Origin of the sequence: Parasphingomonas halimpatiens (assembly GCF_036663795.1) — a bacterium.
In the GTDB taxonomy this organism is placed as follows: domain Bacteria; phylum Pseudomonadota; class Alphaproteobacteria; order Sphingomonadales; family Sphingomonadaceae; genus Sphingomonas.
The window spans coordinates 18,666-42,196 of record NZ_JAXOJP010000026.1; the positions used below are offsets into that span (position 1 = coordinate 18,666).

At 64.5% G+C, this 23,531-nt stretch carries 28 protein-coding genes; 25 read left to right on the forward strand and 3 right to left on the reverse strand.

The features are described 5' to 3' along the window. Window positions 1-19: 19 nt before the first annotated feature. Window positions 20-1,099, reverse strand: a complete 1,080-nt coding sequence (locus U1839_RS19985; RefSeq protein ID WP_332805342.1) for a potassium channel family protein — start codon at window positions 1,097-1,099, stop codon at window positions 20-22. Between the two features lie 82 nt (window positions 1,100-1,181). Continuing rightward, complete coding sequence (locus U1839_RS19990; protein WP_332805343.1) at window positions 1,182-1,748, reverse strand: YcbK family protein; 567 nt, start codon at window positions 1,746-1,748, stop codon at window positions 1,182-1,184. Between the two features lie 124 nt (window positions 1,749-1,872). On the opposite strand from U1839_RS19990, the gene U1839_RS19995 reads away from it, so the two are divergent. From U1839_RS19995 to U1839_RS20020, 6 genes are all read left to right on the forward strand, one after another. After that, window positions 1,873-2,790, forward strand: a complete 918-nt coding sequence (locus U1839_RS19995; protein ID WP_443030646.1) for a L,D-transpeptidase family protein — start codon at window positions 1,873-1,875, stop codon at window positions 2,788-2,790. Between the two features lie 4 nt (window positions 2,791-2,794). Further along, window positions 2,795-3,436, forward strand: a complete 642-nt coding sequence (locus tag U1839_RS20000; protein ID WP_332805345.1) for a M23 family metallopeptidase — start codon at window positions 2,795-2,797, stop codon at window positions 3,434-3,436. Window positions 3,437-3,469: 33 nt separating this feature from the next. After that, window positions 3,470-4,033 carry an elongation factor P gene (efp, locus tag U1839_RS20005; protein WP_281124102.1) on the forward strand — a complete coding sequence of 188 codons (564 nt, stop codon included), beginning with the start codon at window positions 3,470-3,472 and terminating at the stop codon, window positions 4,031-4,033. Window positions 4,034-4,162: 129 nt separating this feature from the next. Next, window positions 4,163-4,975, forward strand: coding sequence for an inositol monophosphatase family protein (locus U1839_RS20010; RefSeq protein ID WP_281124101.1), 813 nt, complete (start codon window positions 4,163-4,165; stop codon window positions 4,973-4,975). Between the two features lie 77 nt (window positions 4,976-5,052). Continuing rightward, entirely contained in the window at window positions 5,053-5,337 is a 285-nt protein-coding gene (locus U1839_RS20015; protein WP_332805346.1) for a hypothetical protein, read from the forward strand. 36 nt (window positions 5,338-5,373) lie between these two features. Continuing rightward, window positions 5,374-5,952, forward strand: coding sequence for a hypothetical protein (locus tag U1839_RS20020; protein ID WP_332805347.1), 579 nt, complete (start codon window positions 5,374-5,376; stop codon window positions 5,950-5,952). Between the two features lie 51 nt (window positions 5,953-6,003). Here U1839_RS20020 and U1839_RS20025 read toward each other — a convergent pair whose 3' ends face one another. Then, a complete protein-coding gene (locus U1839_RS20025; protein ID WP_281124099.1) occupies window positions 6,004-6,462 on the reverse strand; it encodes a YbjN domain-containing protein in 459 nt (152 codons plus the stop codon). A 309-nt stretch (window positions 6,463-6,771) separates the two neighbouring features. Between U1839_RS20025 and ndhC the strand changes: the two genes are divergently transcribed. From ndhC to nuoN, 19 genes are all read left to right on the forward strand, one after another. Then, window positions 6,772-7,146: an NADH-quinone oxidoreductase subunit A gene (gene ndhC, locus U1839_RS20030; protein WP_332805348.1), complete on the forward strand. Its 375-nt coding sequence runs from the start codon at window positions 6,772-6,774 to the stop codon at window positions 7,144-7,146. After that, window positions 7,137-7,679 carry a NuoB/complex I 20 kDa subunit family protein gene (locus U1839_RS20035; protein WP_281124097.1) on the forward strand — a complete coding sequence of 181 codons (543 nt, stop codon included), beginning with the start codon at window positions 7,137-7,139 and terminating at the stop codon, window positions 7,677-7,679. Before ndhC ends, U1839_RS20035 begins: the two co-directional genes overlap by 10 nt. Continuing rightward, the gene (locus U1839_RS20040; RefSeq protein ID WP_332805349.1) at window positions 7,676-8,524 is read left to right on the forward strand and encodes an NADH-quinone oxidoreductase subunit C; all 849 of its coding nucleotides are present in this window, start codon (window positions 7,676-7,678) and stop codon (window positions 8,522-8,524) included. The genes U1839_RS20035 and U1839_RS20040 overlap by 4 nt, the downstream gene beginning before the upstream one ends. 156 nt (window positions 8,525-8,680) lie before the next feature. After that, window positions 8,681-9,916: an NADH-quinone oxidoreductase subunit D gene (locus tag U1839_RS20045; protein WP_332805350.1), complete on the forward strand. Its 1,236-nt coding sequence runs from the start codon at window positions 8,681-8,683 to the stop codon at window positions 9,914-9,916. After that, window positions 9,913-10,362 carry a hypothetical protein gene (locus tag U1839_RS20050; RefSeq protein WP_332805351.1) on the forward strand — a complete coding sequence of 150 codons (450 nt, stop codon included), beginning with the start codon at window positions 9,913-9,915 and terminating at the stop codon, window positions 10,360-10,362. Before U1839_RS20045 ends, U1839_RS20050 begins: the two co-directional genes overlap by 4 nt. Then, a complete protein-coding gene (locus U1839_RS20055) occupies window positions 10,362-10,709 on the forward strand; it encodes a nuclear transport factor 2 family protein (protein ID WP_281124092.1) in 348 nt (115 codons plus the stop codon). Before U1839_RS20050 ends, U1839_RS20055 begins: the two co-directional genes overlap by 1 nt. Continuing rightward, window positions 10,709-11,377, forward strand: a complete 669-nt coding sequence (locus U1839_RS20060; protein WP_332805352.1) for a complex I 24 kDa subunit family protein — start codon at window positions 10,709-10,711, stop codon at window positions 11,375-11,377. The genes U1839_RS20055 and U1839_RS20060 overlap by 1 nt, the downstream gene beginning before the upstream one ends. Further along, complete coding sequence (locus U1839_RS20065) at window positions 11,374-11,538, forward strand: hypothetical protein (RefSeq protein ID WP_332805353.1); 165 nt, start codon at window positions 11,374-11,376, stop codon at window positions 11,536-11,538. The genes U1839_RS20060 and U1839_RS20065 overlap by 4 nt, the downstream gene beginning before the upstream one ends. 211 nt (window positions 11,539-11,749) lie before the next feature. Continuing rightward, a complete protein-coding gene (gene nuoF, locus U1839_RS20070; RefSeq protein ID WP_332805354.1) occupies window positions 11,750-13,060 on the forward strand; it encodes an NADH-quinone oxidoreductase subunit NuoF in 1,311 nt (436 codons plus the stop codon). Between the two features lie 14 nt (window positions 13,061-13,074). Further along, window positions 13,075-13,386, forward strand: coding sequence for a hypothetical protein (locus tag U1839_RS20075; protein WP_332805355.1), 312 nt, complete (start codon window positions 13,075-13,077; stop codon window positions 13,384-13,386). Beyond that, complete coding sequence (nuoG, locus tag U1839_RS20080) at window positions 13,379-15,379, forward strand: NADH-quinone oxidoreductase subunit NuoG (protein WP_332805356.1); 2,001 nt, start codon at window positions 13,379-13,381, stop codon at window positions 15,377-15,379. Before U1839_RS20075 ends, nuoG begins: the two co-directional genes overlap by 8 nt. A gap of 145 nt (window positions 15,380-15,524) precedes the next feature. Continuing rightward, on the forward strand, window positions 15,525-16,574 hold the full coding sequence (gene nuoH, locus U1839_RS20085) for an NADH-quinone oxidoreductase subunit NuoH (protein WP_332805357.1): 1,050 nt from the start codon (window positions 15,525-15,527) through the stop codon (window positions 16,572-16,574). Continuing rightward, window positions 16,571-17,038 (forward strand): hypothetical protein, encoded by a 468-nt coding sequence (locus tag U1839_RS20090; RefSeq protein ID WP_332805358.1) that lies wholly within the window; start codon window positions 16,571-16,573, stop codon window positions 17,036-17,038. Before nuoH ends, U1839_RS20090 begins: the two co-directional genes overlap by 4 nt. Then, a complete protein-coding gene (nuoI, locus tag U1839_RS20095) occupies window positions 17,035-17,520 on the forward strand; it encodes an NADH-quinone oxidoreductase subunit NuoI (RefSeq protein ID WP_332805359.1) in 486 nt (161 codons plus the stop codon). Before U1839_RS20090 ends, nuoI begins: the two co-directional genes overlap by 4 nt. 33 nt (window positions 17,521-17,553) lie before the next feature. Then, a complete protein-coding gene (locus tag U1839_RS20100; RefSeq protein WP_332805360.1) occupies window positions 17,554-18,165 on the forward strand; it encodes an NADH-quinone oxidoreductase subunit J in 612 nt (203 codons plus the stop codon). After that, window positions 18,162-18,467 (forward strand): NADH-quinone oxidoreductase subunit NuoK, encoded by a 306-nt coding sequence (gene nuoK / locus U1839_RS20105; protein ID WP_332805361.1) that lies wholly within the window; start codon window positions 18,162-18,164, stop codon window positions 18,465-18,467. Before U1839_RS20100 ends, nuoK begins: the two co-directional genes overlap by 4 nt. 4 nt (window positions 18,468-18,471) lie before the next feature. Then, entirely contained in the window at window positions 18,472-20,535 is a 2,064-nt protein-coding gene (gene nuoL, locus U1839_RS20110) for an NADH-quinone oxidoreductase subunit L (RefSeq protein ID WP_332805362.1), read from the forward strand. Beyond that, a complete protein-coding gene (locus U1839_RS20115; protein WP_332805363.1) occupies window positions 20,532-22,055 on the forward strand; it encodes an NADH-quinone oxidoreductase subunit M in 1,524 nt (507 codons plus the stop codon). The genes nuoL and U1839_RS20115 overlap by 4 nt, the downstream gene beginning before the upstream one ends. Continuing rightward, the gene (nuoN, locus tag U1839_RS20120; RefSeq protein WP_332805364.1) at window positions 22,052-23,491 is read left to right on the forward strand and encodes an NADH-quinone oxidoreductase subunit NuoN; all 1,440 of its coding nucleotides are present in this window, start codon (window positions 22,052-22,054) and stop codon (window positions 23,489-23,491) included. The genes U1839_RS20115 and nuoN overlap by 4 nt, the downstream gene beginning before the upstream one ends. The last annotated feature ends 40 nt before the right edge of the window (window positions 23,492-23,531 follow it).

Below are 23,531 nucleotides of genomic sequence, written 5' to 3' on the forward strand. Positions count from 1 at the left end.
CGTCGCGGCCGTCGCTCCGCTAGAACCGCGTCCGGCCGGCGCGTATCTCGACCTTGGCGGTGAACAGCTTGCGCGCCTTCACCCCCGAATCGCGCATCAATACCAGCACCGCGTCGTCTGCCTGGATGATCTCGTCGCTCGCAGGGCGGGTGATGACCTCGCTGCCGCGCTTGATCTGCACGATGAAGAAGGCACCTGCCGCCTGGCGTTCGGCCTGGCCGACCGAGAGGTTGCACATTGCCGAACCGGCATGCGCGGGCACCAGTTCGAGATCGAGCCCCAGCTCGCCGAGGTCGCGCTGCACGCGCACCAGTTCCTCATGCGAGGAAAGGTCGGCGCTGGCCGGGAACAGGATCATCCGCGCGATCCGTTCGGCGCCGATATGGGTCGGCATGACGACCTGGTTGGCGCCGGCGCGTAGCAGCTTGCGTTCGGTCGTCGGCGCCTCGCCCCGCGCGATGATCTCGAGCCTGGGGCTGAGGTTGCGCGCGCTCAGGGTGATGAACACATTGGCGGCGTCGTCGGGCAGCACGGTTGCCAGGACGCGGGCGCGTGCGATCCCGGCGGCGTACAGCACCTCTTCCTCGGTCGCGTCGCCGGCGATGCAGAGATAGCCCGCCGCCTCGGCCTCGGCGAGACGCTCGGCGCCACGGTCGACGATGACCAGCGGCATGCCCGCCGCGGCGAGATCGCGCGCCAGCGTGACACCGATCCGGCCGAAGCCGCAGATGATGACATGGCCCGACAGCTTTTCGATGCGGCTCTGCATGCGGTTGGCTCCCAATATCTGCCTGAGTTGCATGGCGGTGAAGAACTGCACAAGCACGCCGGTGAGCAGGATCATGCCGGTGCAGCCGAACACCATCGTCGCCACGGTCACGCCGTGGAGATAGGGCGTATCGATCGGCCGCACCTCGCCATAGCCGACGGTGTAGACGGTGAGCAGAACCATGTAGCTGGCGTCGGCAAAGCTCCAGCCCGCCGCCATATAGCCGAGCGTCGCGAACACCATGACGGTGAGCACGAACGCCACGATCGCCGCGAGATTGCGGGCGGGAGAGGCAAGGACGCTCTCGGCGTCGGCATATATTCTGCGCACGGGTCGGGACTGTGACCGAGCGCCGTGTCACTGTCCAGTAAGGGAAAGGTTCAGATCGTCATCCGGTCCGCCGCGTGTCCGACTACCAGCGGCGCACGCGGCCGGTATCGACATGGACGAAGCCATCGCGCGGGTAATAGCCGACCCCGCCGCCGCCGAGCGACAGCGCGGCGGCGTGCAGCCGGTCGAGCGGCACGCCGGAGACCATGATGTCGGAGGCTTTGCCCAGCATGTGCTGGCTCTGGCTTGCGACGCCGGTGTGGCTGCCGCCGGCCGCGCGCAGCGCCGCATTGGTCTTGGGCGAACGATAGCCCGAGATCAGGTCGATCTTGCGGTTGCCCGGCAGATCGAGCCGCTCGCGCAGCGTGACGAGCAGTGCAAGCAGGCGGCGATCCATCGTCGTCGCCTCACCGGTGCGCCAGTCGCGCAGCCCGTGATTCAACTCGTCGATGCCCGCCGCTACGAACCGACCGTCGCGCGCGAACACGGTGTCGACGCTTTCGTTGGTGTGGACGTTGCGGATGGCGAGGCGCCATTCGCCGGTGGCGGCAAGGGCCGGGAAGGGGAGGGCAAGCGCAGCGCTGCCGGCGATCGCGCCGCCGATGAGCTGGCGGCGGGTCGGTGCGGCGGAAACAACCCGCCGGTGCATCGTTATGTCCATGTCTTCTATTTAGGAATTTGAATTGTCGAGAAAACTACTGCGTGGCGCGGCCTGCCTCGTTTTGGCCCCGCTTTGTCTTGGAGCCGCCAGCGCGCCGGGAACCAAAGTGTCGGTGGTCAATCTGCCGGTACTCCACGTCCAGGTCATTCTCGACCATCTCGGCTTTGCCCCGGGTGTCCTTGACGGGAAACGCGGCCAGTCGCTGACGGCAGCACTCAAGGGATTTCAGGAATCGCACGACCTGCCGGTGACGGGGCTGGTCGACGAAGCGACGCTGGTCGAGCTCGACAAGTATCAGGGCTTGCGCGCAACGCGCACCTTGCGGCTCACTGCGGAGGCGCTGTCAGGCCCCTTCGTCAATCCGTTGCCGAAATCACCGGCCGAGCAGGCGAAGCTGACGACGCTCGCTTATCGTTCGGCGATGGAGAAGCTGGCGGAGATGTTCCATACCACGCCAGCGGTGCTGGTCGCACTCAACGGCCCCGACACGCCGCTGCGCCCCGGTACCGCAGTGGTGTTTCCCAACGCGTTGCCGACCTCGCGCGACTATGACGCCAAGCTGCCGGCAGCGTGGCGCAAGACACTGGCCGATCTCAACGTCGATGCGCAGCAGCCGCACGGCACGCAGGTCGTCGTCGACAAGTCGGACCAAGTGTTGCGCGTGCTCGATGCGCAGGGCAAGCTCGTCGCGCAGTTCACCGCGACGATGGGGAGCGAGCATGATCCGTTGCCGCTCGGTCGCTGGAAGATTCAGGGGTTCACCTACAATCCGCCGTTCCACTATAATCCGGCCTTGTTCTGGGATGCGCGCAAGAGCGCCAAAGAGGCATTGCTGCCACCCGGCCCCAATGGTCCGGTCGGCGTGATCTGGCTTGACCTGTCCAAGCCGCATTACGGCATTCATGGCACGCCCGAGCCGAGCACGATCGGCCGCGCCGAGAGCCATGGCTGCATTCGCCTGACCAACTGGGATGCGGCGCGGCTGTCGCTGATGATCAAGCCCGGCACGCCGGCGATCTTCCAGGAATGAGCGCGTGCGCATCCTGATCGGCCTTGGTGGATTGGCGGTTACCGTGATCCTGTTGTGGATCGCGGCGCTGACCGTATTGCCCGATGCGCGGGTCGAAACCGCGCGCACGGTCGCGCGGTCATCGCCAACGGCGGCAGTACCACCGCGTGCATCGGTCACCGCGGCGACACTTTCAACGGCGTCCCCGCCTGCTGGTGGCGGTGCCGAACTGGCCATGCCGATCGCGGGACTTGCCCCCGCCGCGCTGGTCGACAGCTGGGGCGATCCGCGCGAGAACGGCATGCGCGCGCATCACGGCATCGACATCATGGCGCTGCAGATGACGCCGGTACGCGCGGCGGCGGCGGGCACGATCGAGAAGCTGTTCGAGAGCAAGGCGGGCGGTACGACGATCTACCTGCGCACCGTGCCGCGCGACTGGACGCTCTATTACGCCCATCTCGCCGGCTACGCGCCGGACCTGCATGAGGGCCAGGCGGTGCAGGTCGGTGACGTCATCGGTTATGTCGGCGACACCGGCGATGCGGGGCCGGGCAACTACCATCTCCATTTCGGCCTGACCCGCACCACGCCCGAGCAACATTGGTACCAGGGCGAGGATGTCGACCCTTACCCCTACCTTGCCCGAAGCCAGCCCCTTCGCTAAAGGCCCGCCTTCGCTCTTTCCAGCAGGTAGACCATGAAGATCAACGCGGTCGAGATTCGTCCCGGCAATATCCTTGAATATGAAGGCGGCATCTGGCGTGCGGTCAAGATCCAGCATACCCAGCCCGGCAAGGGCGGCGCCTATATGCAGGTCGAGATGAAGAACCTGATCGACGGCCGCAAGAATAATGTGCGCTTCCGCTCGGCCGAGTCGGTCGAGAAGGTCCGGCTCGACACCACCGACTTCCAGTTCCTGTTCCGCGAAGGCGACCAGCTGACCTTCATGGACAAGATCAACTACGAGCAGATCGTGCTCGACGCCGGCATCCTGGGAGATGCCGCGGCCTTCCTGCAGGATGGCATGGATGTGGTCATGGAGCTGTGGGAAGAGCGCCCGATCTCGGTGCAGCTGCCCGACACGATCGAGGCGCTGATCGTCGAGGCCGACGCGGTGGTGAAGGGGCAGACCGCCTCGTCGAGCTACAAGCCGGCACTGCTCGAAAACGGCGTGCGCGTGATGGTCCCGCCGCATATCGGCGCCGGCACGCGCATCGTCGTCGATGTGTACGAACAGACCTATGTGAAGCGCGCGGACTGACCTTCTTCTCCCCCTCCCGTATGCGGGAGGGGGCCGGGGGGTGGGCACCCGCCCTCCATGTTGCGCATCGTTGATAGCGCGAGCCCACCCCCGACCCCTCCCGCAAGCGGGAGGGGGGAGACTATAAAGATGCCATCCCATTCCGGCCTGATGACGATCATCGATCGCGCCGCGCGCAAGGCGGGGCCGCGGCTGCGTCGCGACTTCAACGAGGTTCAGCAGCTGCAGGTCAGCCGCAAGGGCCCGGCCGACTTCGTCACCATGGCCGATCAGCGCGCCGAGCAGACCCTGTTCGAGGAACTGAGCCGCGGGCGCCCCGATTGGGGTTTCCTGATGGAGGAGCGTGGCGAGGTCGCCGGTGATCCGAACAAGCCGCGCTTCATCGTCGATCCGCTCGATGGCACGACCAACTTCCTCCACGGCATCCCGCATTTCGCGATCTCGATCGCGGTCGAGGAGCCGATGCCCAACGGCAAGCGCGAAATCACCTCGGCGATGGTGTATCAGCCGCTGACCGACGAAGCGTTCTGGGCCGAAAAGGGCAGGGGCGCCTGGGTGCAGGAACAGCGTCTGCGCGTTTCGGCGCGGCGTGACCTGTCCGACGCGCTGATCGCGACCGGCATCCCGTTCCTTGGCCATGGCAACTTCGCGCAGTGGAGCCGCATCTTCGGTGCGATCGCGCCCGAGGTTGCCGGCATCCGCCGGCTCGGCTCGGCGGCGCTCGATCTCGCCTGGGTCGCGGCGGGCCGCTTCGACGGATTCTGGGAAGCCGATCTCAAGCCATGGGACGTCGCGGCCGGCCTGTTGCTGGTCAAGGAAGCGGGCGGCTTCGTCACCGACTTCCGCGGCGGCGACAAGATGATGGAACGCAGGGAATTCCTCGCCGCCAATGACGGGTTGCAGTCGCGACTGCACAAGCTGTTGGCGGGCGCGCTGCGCTAGGCCGGGCATAGCCAGGCAAGCTATTGTGACAACAATGGAATGAGTCTAGCCTTTGCTCATTCGGGAGGAACAGGCAGATGCATCCTATCACCGGACTCTTCGCGATTGTTGCCGTTGCCGCTTCAAGCCCCGCTGTCGCCAGTGCGCCGAAGATCGCTTTCGAGGTGCCGGCCCAGTATCGCCTGATCGACGGCATCGCCACCGACGGTTCCACCTTCTGGTTGAGCAGCGTGCAGGACCGCGTGATCGGCGTGCATCGGGGCGATGGTTTCCGGGCGATCAAGCTGCCGGCCGATGCCGGGCGCCCGCGCGGGCTGGACTTCGACCTGCGGCGCAACCTGCTCTGGATCGCGACGGACTGACCGGTCGGCATCGACGCCGGCGGTTGCACCACCGGCATGCTGCTGGTGATGGATCGCAACGGCATCATCAAGAAGCGACTCGTGCCCTCCAGCGGTAAGCCGGCCGATTTCGATCAGGTCGGCGTCAGTAGCTATGGCGATGTTTACAAGGTTGGCGACCAGACGACCGAGCAAGTGACCGTCACCGACATACGCAGCGGCATCACCTATGTCTGCCGCGACGAATGCACGTCGCTCGACGACATCGCGCAACTCATGGCGGCGGGTCAGTTCCGCAATCTCAAGGACAGCGGGGTCAAGGTCGCCCCCGCGCCGACGCCGCCAGTGCACGCCGCCGGCAACGACGTCGCCGGGATGGCCTTTGCCGGCAGTTATGTGATTGCAACGCAACGGCAGCCCGGCGGCGGTCGCGTCATCGCTTTTCAGCGTTACGAAGGGAGGGTCCACAATGCGCGACAGCTGGCTGACGCCAGCGTGGTTCCCGAGCCCGGTCAGGTCACCACCTTCGGCACGCGGGCATGGGTCGTCGCCGACTCGCAATGGTCCAGCTACGCCGGCGCGACGCCCGGCGTGCAACGACCAACCCCCGTCGTGGTGATGAGCGTTCCGCAATAGGCGGCGCCAGCGCGTGTTGGCGGGGCGAAGGCGAAGCCCCGCCCCGCAACCTCACTTGCCGATATGCTTCTCGAACGCGGCCATCGTCGCGACCCAGAACTGCAGATTGTCCTCGAACAGGCCGTAGCTCATGCCGCCATCGTCGAGATCGACGTCCATCTCGATCCGCGACGAACCCTTGTCGCTGATATAGGCGCGGCCGAAGCGATGGTCGGAGTTCCAGCCGTTGATGACGCTGAGCGAGGCGGTCTTGTCGGGATAGCCGGCAAAGAACTGGATCGTGCGGCAATCGGTGTGGTTGGTGCAATTGTAGAAGAACACCGTGAAGCTCGATCCGCTCGACGATGAGGTGATCATCGGGTCACCGCTCGTATCTTTGGTGAGCTGCGCAGCGTAACCGGCTTTCTGCATCGCAGCGGACACACTTGCCGGGTTCTGCGCGGTGATCTGGGCATGGGCGGTGGCGGGCACGACGGCCATGGCGAGTGCGGCGAGGTAATAACGGATCATAACAAGGTCCCCCAGGTGATGGCGCCCCGAGCTTATGCGCCCTGTGAGCGTTGCCAAGCCAAAAAGCGGCTGATTGCGATTCGCGACCGATATGGCGGCACTGCCCGACGTGCGGGCGCCTTGCATAGAAGGTATCGTCACTTTCGTGCGATCGGTCATTTCACCGCGGTCAGCATCGCAAGGCGAGGTCGGCCGGATTCGGTACATTCGCATGCTCCAATTGCGAATCATTCTCACGCCCTCCACGCCTTGCCCGACTCCCCGCTTGCTCCTAAAGCCGCCGCATCACTTCGCAGTTGCGAGATACCCTTGGTCGATCTGTCAGAATATCTCCCGATCCTGCTGTTCCTGGGGGTCGCGCTTGCCATCTCGGGCGTGTTCGTGTTCGCGCCGATCGTCGCGGCGCGCTTCACCGGTGCGCACAAGCCGTCGCCGGAGAAGCTCAGCGAATATGAATGCGGTTTCCCCGCCTTCGAGGACAGCCGCAGCCAATTCGACGTGCGCTTCTATCTCGTCGCGATCCTGTTCATCGTGTTCGATCTCGAAGCGGCGTTTCTCTACCCCTGGGCGGTCACCGTGTTCAAACTCGGCTGGGTGGCGTGGATCGCGATGATGGTGTTCATCGCCGAACTCGCGCTCGGCCTGATCTATGCGTGGAAGAAGGGAGCGCTCGAGTGGGAGTAGAACTCACCGCGGCACCCGGCGGCGCGATCATCCCGCCCGACCAGTCCTTTTTCGAGGGGCTGAACGGCGAGCTGGGCGACAAGGGTTTCCTCGTCACCTCGACCGAAGACCTGTTCCAATGGGCGCGCACCGGCAGCCTGTGGTGGATGACCTTCGGCCTGGCGTGCTGCGCGGTCGAGATGATCCACGTCAACATGCCGCGCTACGATCTCGAACGCTTCGGCGCCGCGCCGCGCGCGTCCCCGCGCCAGTCCGACGTTATGATCGTCGCGGGAACGCTGTGCAACAAGATGGCCCCGGCGCTGCGCCGCGTTTACGACCAGATGTCGGAGCCGAAATACGTCATCTCGATGGGCAGCTGCGCCAATGGCGGCGGCTATTATCACTATAGCTACAGCGTCGTGCGCGGCTGCGATCGGATCGTGCCGGTCGACATCTATGTGCCGGGCTGCCCGCCGACCGCCGAAGCGCTGCTCTATGGCATCATGCAGCTGCAGCGGAAAATCCGTCGCGTGGGGACGATTGAACGGTGAGGGCGCCTGCTCCGGCTTATGCCGCGAATGACGGCATCATCGACGCTGCGACCGCCGTGCTCGGCGGCCATCTGCTGTCGGGCGTCGACGCGGTCGGCGAGGTCGCGCTGCATGTCGATCGCGAGTCGCTCGTTGCGACGATGACCGCGCTGCGCGACACGCCCGGCCTCGAATATCAGCAGCTGATGGAAATCGCCGGGGTCGACTATCCCGACCGGCCCGACCGCTTCGAGGTGGTCTATTGCCTGCTCAGCCTGACGCGCAACCACCGCATCCGCGTCCATGTCGCGACCGACGAGGTCAAGCCGGTGCCGTCGGTGACGGGGATCTGGCCGGTCGCCGGCTGGCTCGAGCGCGAGGTGTACGACATGTACGGCGTGCTGTTCGCCGGCAATGCCGATCTGCGTCGCATCCTGACCGATTACGGCTTCCGCGGTCACCCGCAGCGCAAGGATTTCCCGCTCACCGGCTATGTCGAGCTGCGTTATTCCGAAGAGCAGAAGCGCGTGGTCTATGAGCCCGTCCAGCTGGCGCAGGATTTCCGCAGTTTCGACTTCATGAGCCCGTGGGAAGGCGCCGCCTATATCCTGCCCGGCGACGAGAAGGGCATGGTGCCCGAGGCCAAGGGCGCGCCGACGCCGCTCAAGGCCGACGAAATCGTCAAGGCCGATGCGGCGAAGTCCGCGCCGGCAGCGCCGGCCGCTACGCCAAAGGTGTCCGAGAGCACGGCGCAGACCGGCGCCGGCAAGGCTGGCCCCGAAGCCGGGCCGAAGCCGGCCGAACCCAATGTGGTGAAAAAGGCTGCCAAGCCGCGTGCGCCGCGCAAGCCGAAGGGTGCGGCATGATGGGCGAGATTAACCTTATTTCCTTCCCCGGCGAAGGCCGGGGCCCAGTTGGGAAAGCAGAAATAATGATGCGCGCCGCCAACCAATTCGCCGCTCCCAACTGGGCCCCGGCCTTCGCCGGGGAAGGTATGGTTGTTGTTGCTTGCGGTGGCGCAAATGGCTGACACGCTCGACAAGATCGAGGGCCTGTCCGACGCCGCCGACCCGACCACGGGCGACGTCGCGATCCAGAACTACACGATCAATTTCGGCCCGCAGCACCCAGCGGCACACGGCGTGCTGCGGCTCGTCATGGAGCTCGACGGCGAGATCGTCGAGCGGGTCGATCCGCATATCGGGCTGCTGCACCGCGGCACCGAGAAGCTGATCGAGTACAAGACCTATCTCCAGGCTTTGCCCTATTTCGACCGGCTCGATTACTGCTCGCCGCTGTGCATGGAGCATAGCTATGTACTCGCGGTCGAGAAGCTGCTCGACCTCGAAGTGCCGATCCGCGCGCAATATCTCCGCGTGTTCTTCGCCGAGCTGACGCGTATCTCGAACCACATGCTCAACCTCGGCAGCCATGTCATGGACGTCGGGGCGATGACGCCGAACCTGTGGCTGTTCGAGATCCGCGAGGATTGCCTCAATTTCTTCGAGCGTGTCTCGGGCGCGCGCATGCACAGCGCCTATTTCCGGCCCGGCGGCGTGCACCAGGATGCGCCGCTCAAGCTGCTGACCGACATCGCCGACTGGCTCGACACGCGCCTGCCGCGCCTGTTCGAGGATGCGATCAGCCTCGTCGCCGACAACCGCATCTTCAAGCAGCGCAATGTCGACATCGCCGTGGTCAGCCGCGACGATGCGGTGAAATGGGGCTTCTCCGGCCCGATGATCCGCGGCTCGGGCATTGCCTGGGATCTGCGCAAGTCGCAGCCCTATGACGTCTACGCCAAGATGGACTTCGACGTGCCGGTCGGCACGCGCGGCGACTGCTATGATCGCTTCATGGTGCGCGTCGAGGAAGTCCGCCAGTCGGTGCGGATCATGAAGCAGTGCCTCGCCGAAATGCCCGAAGGGCCGATCGCCAGCCTCGACCGCAAGGTCGTCCCGCCGAGCCGCGGCGAGATGAAGCGCTCGATGGAAGCGCTGATCCACCATTTCAAGCTCTACACCGAAGGCTATCACGTACCGGCCGGCGACGTCTATGTCGCGACCGAGAGCCCCAAGGGCGAGTTCGGGGTCTATCTGGTCTCGGATGGCAGCAACAAGCCGTACCGCTGCAAGATACGCCCGACCGCGTTCAGCCACCTCCAGGCGATGGACTTCATGTCGCGCGGACACATGCTCGCCGATACGACCGCCATCCTCGGCGCGCTCGATATCGTGTTTGGGGAGTGTGACCGGTGAGGGCCACAAATTCTATTTTTGGCGCTGGGCTTTTTTGTGCGGCCAGCGCCTCGTTCGGGCAGGCAGCCCCGCCAACTGCACCCGCAACGGCCACCTCCGTGTCACCGGTCCGGTCGTTCTTAGTTGCCGCCGATACCAATAACTTTGAAGCCATGTTGCCGCTGATCGTCGGTAAGGTTTTGGTAGGTGGCGCGCAAAATATCTCCGGTCAGGATTTCCTGAAGAAAATAGCACCCTGTTATTTGCGTCGCGTCTACAAGAATGATCAGTCGGGTGAGTTGCTCGCGACATGGATGTGCGCTGAAGGTCAGAGTAAATCGCGTGTTGTCATCGCCAAGGTCGCGGAGGCAACTGCCGGGGTCGCGCTGACCGTTGAACTGGAACAGCGCAATGCGCGACCCGCTCCAGCGCGCGTGGAATCCGCATTCGCTAATGAGCGCAACTGATGGCTGATGCACCCAATCCCCGGATCGACACCGCTCATCGCATGATCGCGCTCTACAATGCGCAGGATGCGGACGGTTATGTCGAACTGATGACCGACGCCGCCTGTGAGGCGACCTATCGTGGCGCCGTGCTGCGCGACGGCAAGGAAGGCGTTCGTTCCGGCCTGAAGGCGATGTTCGCACAGTTTCCAGAGAACAAGGCGGACATCCTCTCATCCTATGTGCTCGGTGAGACGGTGATGCTGCACGAGAAGGTCTCGCGGGCGCCCGACGGCGACCAGTTCGAGGTCATGTCCATCTATTCCTTCAGCGGCGACAAGGTCGATCGCGTGGAGTTCATTCGCTAATGGCCGACGCACCCCAAATCCCCGACGAGGCCGAGACCCGCGCGCGCTGGGGCGCGTTTGCGTGGTCAGTCGAGAACGCCGCCAAGGCGAAGGAAATCCTCGGTCGTTATCCGGCCGGACGGGCGCAATCGGCGTCGTTGCCGTTGCTCGATCTCGCCCAGCGCCAGGTCGGTGCCGAGACGCAGACGCAGGGCTGGTTGCCGGTGCCGGTGATCGAATTCGTCGCGCGCGAGATCGGCGTGCCGTACATGCGCGTCTATGAGGTCGCGACCTTCTACACGATGTTCAACATGGCGCCGGTCGGGCGCTATCATGTCCAGGTGTGCGGCACGACGCCGTGCATGCTCGCCGGATCGGACGATGTGTTCGCGGCGTGCCGGAATCACGGGCTGATCAAGGGCAAGACCACGCCCGACGGGCTGTTCACGCTGACCGAGGTCGAGTGCCTCGGCGTGTGCGCCAATGCGCCGATGGTACAGATCAACGACGACAATTTCGAGGACCTCGACTACGACCGCACCACCGCGATGCTCGAGGCGCTGGCGCAGGGCAAGACGCCGACGCCGGGCTCGACGGTCGGCCGGCGCGCGAGTTGCCCCGAGGGCGGCCCGACCAGCCTCAAGGACATGGTATCCGAGAACCACGATTACCGGGGGGAATGGGCATGAAGGACGTGAATCCGATTATCGCTGTGCTGGCCGTCATTGGCGGCCTGGTCGTGCTGGGTTGGCTGCTGCGCATCACTTTCACGCTGCTGCCGCTGCTCGTGCTGATCGCGATCGGCGTTGGGGTTTATCTGTTCTTCCAGCAGCAGGCGGGGCGGCGATAGTGGCCTTGCCTCTCATCCTGCGTCACCCTGAACTTGGTTCAGTGCGCGAGCTTTGGCTTGCCCCCGGCAAGCCAAGATTGTGTTCGGGGAACACAATCTCGCTCGCACACATGCGCGTTCGCTTCGGCACAAACGACGCTCCTGGGGCGACTGACCGCGCATGGATGCTGAAACAAGTTCAGCATGACGATATTAGAGAGGCGCGGGGTTGATGCTCGCTGACAAGGACCGGATCTTCACCAACGTCTACGGTTTTCAGTCCTGGGGGCTGAAGGCCGCGATGGCGCGTGGCGACTGGGACAATACCAAGAAGCTGATGGAAATCGGGCAGGACCCGATCATCGACACGATCAAGGCGTCGGGTCTGCGTGGGCGCGGCGGGGCAGGGTTCCCGACCGGCACCAAATGGTCGTTCATGCCCAAGGAACCCAAGCCCGACCGGCCGAACTTCCTGGTCATCAACGCCGATGAATCCGAGCCGGGCAGCTGCAAGGACCGCGAGATCATCCGCCACGATCCGCACAAGCTGATCGAGGGTGCGCTGATCGCGGGTTATGCGATGCGCGCCCGCGCGGCGTACATCTACATTCGCGGCGAATATATCCGCGAAGCCGAGGTGCTGTTCGCGGCGGTGGCCGAGGCCTATGCTGCCGGGCTGATCGGCAAGAATGCTTGCAAGTCGGGTTATGATTTCGACGTCTTCGTCCATCGCGGTGCGGGCGCATACATCTGCGGCGAAGAGACCGCGATGCTCGAAAGCCTCGAAGGCAAGAAGGGCCAGCCGCGATTGAAGCCGCCCTTCCCGGCGGGGGCGGGGCTCTATGGCTGCCCGACCACGGTCAACAATGTCGAATCGATCGCGGTCGCACCGACGATCCTGCGGCGCGGCGCGGCATGGTTTTCGAGCTTCGGCGCAGAGAATAATCGCGGCACCAAGCTGTTCCAGATCAGCGGCCATGTGAACAAGCCGTGCGTGGTCGAGGAAGCGATGAGCATCCCGTTCCGCCAGCTGATCGAGGAACATTGCGGCGGCATCCGCGGCGGGTGGGACAATCTGCTCGCGGTTATCCCGGGCGGGTCGTCGGTGCCGCTGGTGCCGGCGGCGCAGATCGTGGACTGCCCGATGGATTTCGACGGGCTGAAGGCGCTCGGCTCGGGGCTCGGCACCGCGGCGGTGATCGTGATGGACAAGTCGACCGACATCGTCCGCGCCATTTCGCGCCTGAGCTATTTCTACAAGCATGAGAGCTGCGGCCAGTGCACGCCGTGCCGCGAGGGCACCGGCTGGATGTGGCGCGTGATGGAGCGGCTGCGCACCGGCGACGCCGACATCTCCGAGATCGACACGCTGTTTCAGGTGACCAAGCAGGTCGAGGGCCACACGATCTGCGCGCTGGGCGACGCGGCGGCGTGGCCGATCCAGGGCCTGATCCGGCATTTCCGCCCCGAAATCGAGCGGCGGATCAACGAGCGCAACGGCGGTACCGGTGGGCTTGAGCCGATGATGGAGGCGGCGGAGTGATGGGGACGGCACCAATGACCGCTCTTCCGCCCTTCGTGCGTATGGCGCCTCCGTTTTTTTATGCCATTGGCGTGCTCGATTTCGCCAAGAACATCGTTCCGTTGTTCACCTATCTCACCTCGGGCACATACCGCTCGATCGACTATACGAGCGATCTTCGTCCACAGCTGTTCGCGATATTCCTATCTGCTGTGATCTATGCGTCGGGCTGGGTTGCCTATGGCGTGTTTGCGACGATTTTGCTTTCCATTCACGATCATATTCAGGGTTTGCGCCGGTCGGCCGATGCCGCAGCGACGGGCCAACAAGGTGGCACAGATGCCTAAACTCAAGGTCGACGGAATCGAAGTCGAGGTCCCCGCCGGCGCCACCGTGCTCCAGGCGTGCGAGGCCGCGGGCAAGGAGATTCCGCGCTTCTGTTATCACGAGCGGCTGTCGATCGCCGGCAATTGCCGCATGTGTCTGGTCGAGGTTAAGCCCGGGCCGCCCAAGCCGCAGGCGAGCTGCGCGCTGCCGGCCGCCGAGAACCAGGAAATCTTCACCAACACGCCGATGGTGAAGAACGCCCGCGAGGGCGTGATGGAATTCCTGCTGATCAACCATCCGCTCGACTGCCCGATCTGCGACCAGGGCGGCGAGTGCGACCTGCAGGACCAGAGCCTGGCCTATGGCCGTGGCCATTCGCGCTACACCGAGAACAAGCGCGCGGTGACCGAGAAATATATGGGGCCGATCGTCAAGACGGTGATGACGCGCTGCATCCAGTGCACGCGCTGCATCCGCTTTGCCGAGGAAGTCGCCGGGGTCGAGGAAATCGGCGCGCTGTATCGCGGCGAAGACATGCAGATCACCTCCTATCTCGAAGGCGCGGTGACCAGCGAGCTATCGGGCAATGTCGTCGATCTGTGCCCGGTCGGCGCGCTTACCTCCAAGCCCTATGCCTTTGAGGCGCGGCCGTGGGAGCTCAAGAAAACGCTGTCGATCGACGTGATGGATGCGGTCGGCACCAACATCCGGCTCGACAGCCGCGGTCGCCAGGTGCTGCGCGCGCTGCCGGTGATCAACGAGGACGTCAACGAGGAATGGGCCTCGGACAAGACGCGCCATGCCGTTGACGGCCTGGTGCGGCGGCGGCTCGACCGGCCGTTCGTGCGCAAGCATGGCAAGCTGGTCGAAGCGAGCTGGGACGAGGCATTCGCCGCGATCGCCGCGGTAAAGCCGGGCAACAGCGTCGCCGCGGTGCATGGCGACCTGCTCGACTGCGAGACGATGTATGCCGCCAAGGCGCTGCTCGCGTCGATGGGCTCGTCGCTGCTCGAAGGGCGGCAGACGGGGATGGCTTACGACACGTCGTCTTTGGCGGCGGTCAACTTCAACACCACCATCGCCGGCGCCGAAAAGGCCGATGCGATCCTGCTGGTCGGCACCAATCTGCGCTGGGAAGCGCCGCTGGTGAACACGCGGATCCGCAAGGCGATCAAGAAGGGCGCGAAGGTTTTCGCGATCGGGCCTGAGACCGACCTGACCTACAAGGTCGAGTGGCTCGGCAACGACCTGTCGATCCTCGCCAAGCTGCCCAAGCCGGCAATGGACGCGTTCAAGGCGGCCGAGCGGCCGATGGTGATCGTCGGCGGTGCGGCGCTGAAGGGCGGCCATGGCGCCGCGCTCAAGCTCGCCAAGACCTATAATGTCGTGCGCGAGGGCTGGAACGGCTTCAACGTGCTGCACATGGCGGCGAGCCGGATGGGCGGGCTGATGCTCGGCTGGGCGCAGCCCGGCGGCATTGCCGACCTGGTCGCCGCCAAGCCGAAGCTGGTCTTCTTCCTCGGCGCGGACGAGGTCGATTTCTCGAACTTCGCCGACAGCTTCAAGGTCTTTATCGGCCATCATGGCGACAAGGGCGCGGCCGTCGCCGATGTCGTGTTGCCGGGCGCGAGCTATGCCGAGAAGTCGGGCACCTGGGTGAATCTCGAAGGTCGCGTGCAGCGCGGCGAGCGCGCGGTATTCCCGCCGGGCGACGCGCGCGACGACTGGACGATCCTGCGCGCGCTGAGCGAAAAGTTCGGCACCGTGCTGCCGTTCGACACGATCGAGGAACTGCGCGCGGCGATGGCGGTCGATTGCCCCGAACTCGCAACGCCCGGTCTGACGACGTTCGCCTGGAACACCCCGGCGCTCGACGCCAAGGCGGAGGGCGAGGTGGGTTACCCGATCAAGGATTTCTACCTGACCAACGCGATCTGCCGCGCCAGCCCGACGATGCAACGCTGCTCGGCGGAACTGGTCCATGGCCAGGCCTTTGCGGAGGCGGCGGAGTGATGACTTTTGTTAAATCCTCCCCGGAACGGGGAGGGGGACCGGCGAAGCCGGTGGAGGGGGCTCGCCGCCGACCTCAGCGCTCGTGGAGGCCCCCCTCCACCAGCCTGCGGCTGGTCCCCCTCCCCGTGCCGGGGAGGAATTTTTGATGACCGCCTTCTTCGCCTCATTCGGCATGTCCTATGGCTGGGCGTGGTTCGTCGCCACCATCGTCGGCATCCTCGTTATCGCGCTGCCGCTGATGCTGGCGGTGGCGATGATCATCTATGCCGATCGCAAGATCTGGGCGGCGATGGCGCTGCGTCGCGGCCCCAATGTCGTCGGCCCGTTCGGGCTGCTGCAGAGCTTCGCCGACGGGTTGAAGGTGTTCCTGCAGGAAACGATCATCCCGTCCGCCGCCAACAAGGGGCTGTTCCTGCTCGCGCCGATCATCACCTTCACGGTGGCGCTGATCGTGTGGGCGGTGGTGCCGTTCCAGGCCGGCGTGGTGCTGTCGAACATCAATGTCGGGCTGCTCTACGTGCTCGCGGCGTCGTCGCTCGGCGTCTACGGCATCGTCATCGCCGGTTGGGCGTCGAATTCGAAATACCCCTTCTACTCGGCGATCCGCGCCGCGGCGCAGATGGTGAGCTACGAAGTCGCGATCGGCTTCGTGCTGATCTCGATCGTGATGTGGACCGGCAGCTTCAACCTGTCGAAGATCGTCGAGGCGCAGCAGGGCGCGTTCGGCCCGTTCAACTTCTTCGCCGCCAACCCGCTGCTGTTCCCGATGGCGGTGGTGTTCTTCATCTCCTCGCTGGCCGAGACGCAGCGCGCGCCGTTCGACCTGACCGAGGCGGAGAGCGAGCTCGTCGCCGGTTACCAGACCGAATATTCGTCGATGAGCTTCGCGCTCTACTGGCTGGGTGAGTATGCCAACGTCATCCTGATGTGCGTGCTCAACGCGACGTTGTTCTGGGGTGGCTACCTGCCGCCGCTCGATATCCCGATCCTCTATCACGTGCCCGGGATCCTCTGGCTGTTTCTAAAGTTCCTGACGTTCTTTTTCCTGTTCAGCTGGGTCAAGGCGACCGTCCCGCGCTACCGCTACGACCAGCTGATGCGGCTGGGCTGGAAAATCTTCCTGCCGCTGTCGCTGTTCTGGGTGTTCCTCGTTTCCGGCTTCCTGATGTGGCAGCGTGTGGGAGTTCCGGCATGACCGCGATCCTGATGATGCTCGCGGCGGCAGCAACGACGGTCAGCTACGACTGCGTGCTTGAGCCACCACAGACATTGATCACCGAGAGCGGTAAGCCGAGTCTGAACCCGCTCCAGCTTGGCGGTGTTACGGCGGATAACTGGAAGTTCACGGTCCAACTCGTTCCGAAAGGTATCGGGCGAGAAGCGAAAGTTCTTTGGGCGGGCGATCCGATCCAGATTGCCGGTGCTCATCCCGTCGTGCCTACCTCCGCAGGTTCGGTGGCGATCGTCGCCGCTGCGGCCGGTCCGTGCATGTTCACCGAAACCGGCTGTGTCACCGTGGTTCATCTGGTCGATGATGCAAATGGTGCAAAGGTAACGATCATGCCTACTGCGCTTGCATCGGATAGCGCCGCGCATACGCGCGCACCTTTTACCGTCATAATCGAGGGACGTTGCTCGCGCAGCGAAGGAAGCAAATGACCCCCGCGCAGATCATCAAGGCGTTCACCCTTTGGGAGTTCGTTAAGGCGCACGCCCTGACGTTGCGCTATTTCTTCCGCGCCAAGGCGACGATCAACTATCCGTTCGAGAAGAACCCGATCTCACCGCGCTTCCGCGGCGAGCATGCGCTGCGCCGTTATCCGAACGGCGAAGAGCGCTGCATCGCGTGTAAGCTGTGCGAGGCGGTGTGCCCGGCACAGGCGATCACGATCGAGGCCGAGCCGCGTGACGACGGCAGCCGCCGAACGACGCGCTACGACATCGACATGACCAAGTGCATCTATTGCGGGCTTTGCCAGGAAGCGTGCCCGGTCGATGCGATCGTCGAGGGGCCGAATTTCGAATTTTCGACCGAAACGCGCGAGGAACTGATCTACGACAAGGCAAAGCTGCTCGATAACGGCGATCGCTGGGAAAGTGCGATCGCCGCGAACCTTGCCGCCGATGCACCCTACCGTTAAGCGCCAGCCAGATTTCAGGGGCCCACTGATTCCGTGATCCAAGCCATCGCCTTTTATCTCTTCGCGAGCATCGTCATCGCCTCGGCGGCGCTGACGATCACGGCGCGCAACCCGGTGCATGCCGTGCTGTGGCTTATCCTCGCCTTCTTCAACGCCGCCGGGCTGATGGTGCTGGTCGGCGCCGAGTTCATCGCGATGCTGCTGGTGATCGTTTATGTCGGCGCGGTCGCGGTGCTGTTCCTGTTCGTCGTGATGATGCTCAACGTCGATTTCGCCGAGTTGCGCAGCGGCTTCGCACGCTACCTGCCGGTCGGCCTCGCGCTGGCGATCGCGCTGGCGGCCGAGGTGATCATCGCGATCGGCGCCTATGGCGCGGGTGCGGTCGAGCTGGGGCGCCGCGTCGCGGTGATCAAGGACGACGTGCCCAATATCGAGGCGATCGGCAACCTGCTCTACACGCGCTATCTCTTCGTGTTCGAAGGTGCGGGCCTCGTGCTGCTGGTGGCGATGATCGGCGCGATCGTGCTGACGCATCGCGAGCGCTCGGGCGTGCGGCCGCAGAACGTTTCGCGCCAGGTATCGCGGCGCCCGCAGGATGCGGTGCGCAAGACGCAACCCGGGGTCGGGCAGGGGGTCGAACTGTGATCGGGCTGACGCATTATCTCGTCGTCGCGGCGATCCTCTTCGCGCTTGGCGTGCTGGGGATCGTGGTGAACCGCAAGAACCTCATCGTCATGCTGATGGCGATCGAGCTGATCCTGCTCGCGGTGAACCTCAACTTCGTCGCCTTCTCGGCCTATCTCGACGATCTCGTGGGCCAGGTGTTCGCGATGTTCGTGCTGACCGTCGCGGCCGGCGAGGCGGCGATCGGGCTGGCCATATTGGTGATCTATTTCCGTGGGCGCGGGACGATTTCGGTCGACGACGTCAACCGGATGAAGGGCTGAACACGTGATCCTCTTCATCGTCTTCCTGCCGCTGCTCGCCGCGGCCATTGCCGGGTTGAGCAACAAGGCGTTCGGCAGCACCTTGCCCAAGCTGGTCACCACCGGCGCGCTGTTTCTGTCCTGCGCGATGAGCTGGCCGATCTTCATACATTATCTCGGCGGTGCCGAGCCGACGATCCAACCGGTGTTCGAATGGATGAAGTCGGGCGATCTCGACATCGCCTGGGCGCTGCGCGTCGACGCGCTGACCGCAGTGATGCTGGTCGTCGTCACCTCGGTCTCGGCGCTCGTCCACCTCTATAGCTGGGGCTATATGGAGGAGGATCCGGACCAGCCGCGCTTCTTCGCCTATCTCTCGCTGTTCACCTTCGCGATGCTGATGCTCGTCACCGCGAACAACCTGGTGCAGATGTTCTTCGGCTGGGAGGGCGTCGGTCTCGCCTCCTACCTGCTGATCGGTTTCTGGTTCCGCAAGCCCAGCGCCAATGCCGCCGCGATCAAGGCATTCGTCGTCAACCGCGTCGGCGATCTCGGCTTCATGCTCGGCATCTTCGGCATCTATCTGGTGTTCGGCACGGTTTCGATCCCCGAGATCCTCGCCGCCGCGCCGCACATGGCGGGTTCGACGATCGGTTTCCTCGGTTACCGTGTCGATACGCTGACCTTGCTCTGCCTGCTGCTGTTCGTCGGCGCGTGCGGCAAGTCGGCGCAGCTCGGCCTGCACACCTGGCTGCCCGACGCGATGGAAGGCCCGACCCCGGTGTCGGCGCTGATCCACGCCGCGACGATGGTCACCGCCGGCGTGTTCATGGTGTGCCGCATGTCGCCGCTGTTCGAGACCTCGATTGTGGCGCAGCACGTCGTGATGACCGTCGGCGCCGCGACCTGCTTTTTCGCCGCGACGATCGGGCTGGTGCAGACCGACATCAAGCGCGTCATCGCTTATTCGACCTGCTCGCAGCTCGGCTACATGTTCTTCGCCGCCGGCGTCGGCGCCTATGACGCGGCGATGTTCCACCTCTTCACCCATGCCTTTTTCAAGGCGCTGCTGTTCCTCGGTGCGGGCTCGGTGATCCATGCCATGCACCATGAGCAGGACATGCGTTTCTATGGCGGCCTGCGGAAGCACATCCCGATCACCTTCTGGGCGATGATGGCCGGCACGCTGGCGATCACCGGCGTCGGCATTCCGGCGGTGTTCGGCAACCCGCTCGCGATCGGCTTTGCCGGCTTCCATTCCAAGGACGCAATCATCGAGGCGGCCTGGGCGTCGGGACAGCAAGGGGCGTCGATCGTCGGCATCCTCGTCGCGCTGCTGACGAGCTTCTATTCGTGGCGGCTGATGTTCCTGACCTTCTGGGGCAAGCCGCGCTGGGCGCAGTCCGAGCATATCCAGCACGCGCTGCACGACGAGCATGGCCATGGCCATGGTGATCATGGACATGACGATCACGCGCATGATGCGCATCACGAGCATGATCACCACGCCGCGCATGACGGCACCGGCGGCTATCATCCGCATGAAAGCCCGCTGCCGATCCTTATCCCTCTGATCCTGCTGTCGGTCGGCGCGGTGTTGGCCGGTTTCGCCTTCCATCACTATTTTATCGATCCGAGCGCGGGCGAGGCCTATTGGAAGGGCTCGATCGCGTTCCGCGAGAAGCTGATGGAAGCGATGGAGGAGCTGCCGCTCGGCGTGAAGCTGTCGGCGACGATCGCCATGCTGCTCGGCCTGTTCACCGCGTGGCGGCTGTATATCAGCTCGCCCGATCTGCCGGCCAAGATCGCCGCGCAATTCTCGGTGGTGTACGATTTCCTGCTCCACAAATGGTATATCGACGAGCTCTACGACATCCTCTTCGTCCGCCCGGCCTTCGCCATCGGCCGGTTCTTCTGGAAGAAGGGTGATGAGGGCACGATCGACCGCTTCGGGCCGAACGGCTCGGCCTGGCTGGTGTCGCAGGGCACGCGCATCGCCGGCCGGCTGCAATCGGGCTATGTTTACACCTATGCTTTCGTCATGCTGATCGGCCTGACGGCGGCGCTGACCTGGGCGATCCGCGCGTGACCGGCTTTCCGATCCTTTCCGTCATGCTCGCGGTGCCGGCGATCGCCGCGATCGCCTGCCTGTTCCTCAGCGCCAGCGGCGCGCGCTGGCTCGCGCTCGCCGCGACCTTGGTCGATCTCGCGCTGGGCATCCTGCTCTGGGCGCAGTTCGATATCGGCGGCGCGCAGTGGCAATTCGTCGAGAATCACGAGCATCTGTTCGGCCCGCTCGGCTGGGCGCTCGGCATCGATGGCTTTGCGCTGCTGCTGATCATGCTCAGCGTGTTCCTGATGCCGATCTGCATCGGCGCCAGCTGGGTCGCGATCGAGAAGCGCGTGCAGGAATATATGTGCGCCTTCCTCGTCACCGAGATGCTGATGATCGGCACCTTCGCGGCGCAGGACCTGTTCCTGTTCTACATCTTCTTCGAGGCCGGCCTGATCCCGATGTACCTGATCATCGGCATCTGGGGCGGCGCGAACCGCATCTACGCGAGCTACAAATTCTTCCTCTACACGCTGCTCGGCTCGGTGGTGATGTTCATCGCGATGCTGTGGATGGCGCAATATGCCGGCACGACCAACATCCCGACGCTGCTCAACACCGATTTCCCGGTGCATGTGCAGACCTGGCTGTGGCTCGCGTTCTTCGCCTCGTTCGCGGTCAAGATGCCGATGTGGCCATTCCACACCTGGCTGCCCGACGCGCACGTCCAGGCGCCGACCGCCGGTTCTGTGATCCTTGCCGGCGTGCTGCTCAAGCTTGGCGGTTACGGGTTCCTGCGCTTCTCGCTGCCGATGTTCCCGGAAGCCTCGGCGCAGCTCGGCTGGATCATCTTCGGCCTGTCGGCGGTGGCGGTGATCTACACCTCGCTGGTCGCGCTGGTGCAGAGCGACATGAAGAAGCTGATCGCCTATTCCTCGGTCGCGCACATGGCGATCGTTACGGTCGGGCTGTTCGCCTTCAACCGTCAGGGCATCGAGGGCGCGATGATGGTCATGCTCGGGCACGGCCTCGTGTCGGGCGCCTTGTTCCTGTGCGTCGGCGTGATCTACGACCGGCTGCATACCCGCGAGATCGACCGTTACGGCGGCCTCGCGATCAACATGCCGCGCTACGCGCTGTTCTTCATGCTCTTCACCATGGCCTCGGTCGGCCTGCCGGGCACGAGCAACTTCGTCGGTGAGTTCCTCAGTCTTGCCGGCATCTACCAGGTGTCGACCACCATCACCCTGTTGTGCACCACGGGGATCATCCTCGGCGCGGCCTATATGCTGTATCTCTATCGCCGCGTGGTGTTCGGCGAGCTGACCAAGGACGATGTACGCGCGATGCCCGATCTCACTGTCCGCGAGATCGCCCTGCTCGCGCCGATCGCCGCCGCCGTGCTGTGGATGGGCGTGTACCCCGAAAGCTTCCTCGCCCCGATGCGCGGCGATGTCGGCACGCTGGTCGCGCGGATCGAGCGTGCCACGCCCAAGGGTGATTCGCTGCCGACGGCCGGCCATGGCCCCGTCGCCACGCTGGAGGCCGCGAAATGACCGCCTCGCTGTTGATGACGCTGCCCGAGGAAATCCTCGGCGCCGCCGCGCTGCTGCTGATGCTCGCTGCCGCATGGGGCGGTTCCGGCGCGACGCGCGCGATTTCCTGGGTGTCGGTCGCGGTGCTGGTCGGCGCCGGGATCGCGCTGTTCGGTGCCGCTTCGACCGGCGGTGAGGCCTATGGCGGCCTATACCGCGCCGATGCCTTTGCGGCCTTCTCCAAGGTGCTGATCTATATCGCGGCGGGCGTGTCGATCCTGCTCGCGCCCAATTTCTTCCAGCGCACAGCCGGCGACGATCTGCGCCCGGAATATCCGGTGCTGATCCTGCTCTCGGCGGCGGGCATGGGCATGATGGTGTCGGCGGGCGATTTGCTGACGCTCTATGTCGGGCTCGAACTCCAGAGCCTTGCCGCCTATGTGCTGGCGAGCTTCATGCGGCGCGACACGCGCTCGGCCGAGGCGGGCCTCAAATATTTCGTGCTCGGGGCGCTGGCCAGCGGCATCCTGCTCTACGGTATCTCGCTGGTTTACGGTTTCACCGGCACCACGCTCTTCTCCTCGATTGCCACGGCCTATGGCGCGGGTCATTCGATGGGCCTGACCTTCGGGCTGGTGTTCGTCTTTGCCGGGCTTGCCTTCAAAATCTCGGCGGTGCCGTTCCACATGTGGACGCCCGACGTGTACGAGGGCGCACCGACCCCGGTGACGGCCTTCTTCGCTACCGCGCCCAAGGTCGCGGCGATGGCGATGGCGGTGCGCGTCGCGGTCGAGGCGATGGGCCCGGCGACCGACCAGTGGCGCCAGATCGTGATCTTCGCCAGCCTCGCCTCGATCGTCTTCGGCGCGGTCGCGGCGATCGGTCAGACCAACATCAAGCGCCTGCTCGCCTATAGCTCGATCAACAATGTCGGCTTCGCGCTGGTCGGTCTGGCGGCGGGTACGCAGCAGGGCGTGTCGGCGGTGCTGATGTACCTGACGATCTATGTCGCCATGACGCTGGGCAGCTTCCTGATCGTGCTGCAGATGCGCGATGCCGATGGCCAGCCGGTTGAGACGATCGCCAGCCTGGCGGGCCTGTCCAAGACGCGGCCGATGCTGGCATTGGCCATGCTGGTGTTCATGCTCAGCCTTGCCGGCATCCCGCCGCTGTTCGGCTTCTACGCCAAGTTCGCGGTGTTCTGGGCGGCGGTGCAGGCCGGGTTGTACCCGTTCGCGGTGGTTGGCATCGTCGCTTCTACAATCGGCGCCTATTATTATCTGCGCGTCGTCAAGACGATGTACTTCGACGATCCCGCGCCCGCCTTCGCGCCATCCGACGATCGCGTCGAGGGCGGCATGATCGCGCTGGCCGCGCTGTTCGTCTCGCCGCTTGGCTATCTCGCCATTCCGCTGATCGGCGCCTGGAGCATGGCGGCGGCAAAGGCGCTGTTCTGACGACGATCCGCACCGTCGCCACGACAGGATCGACCAATGC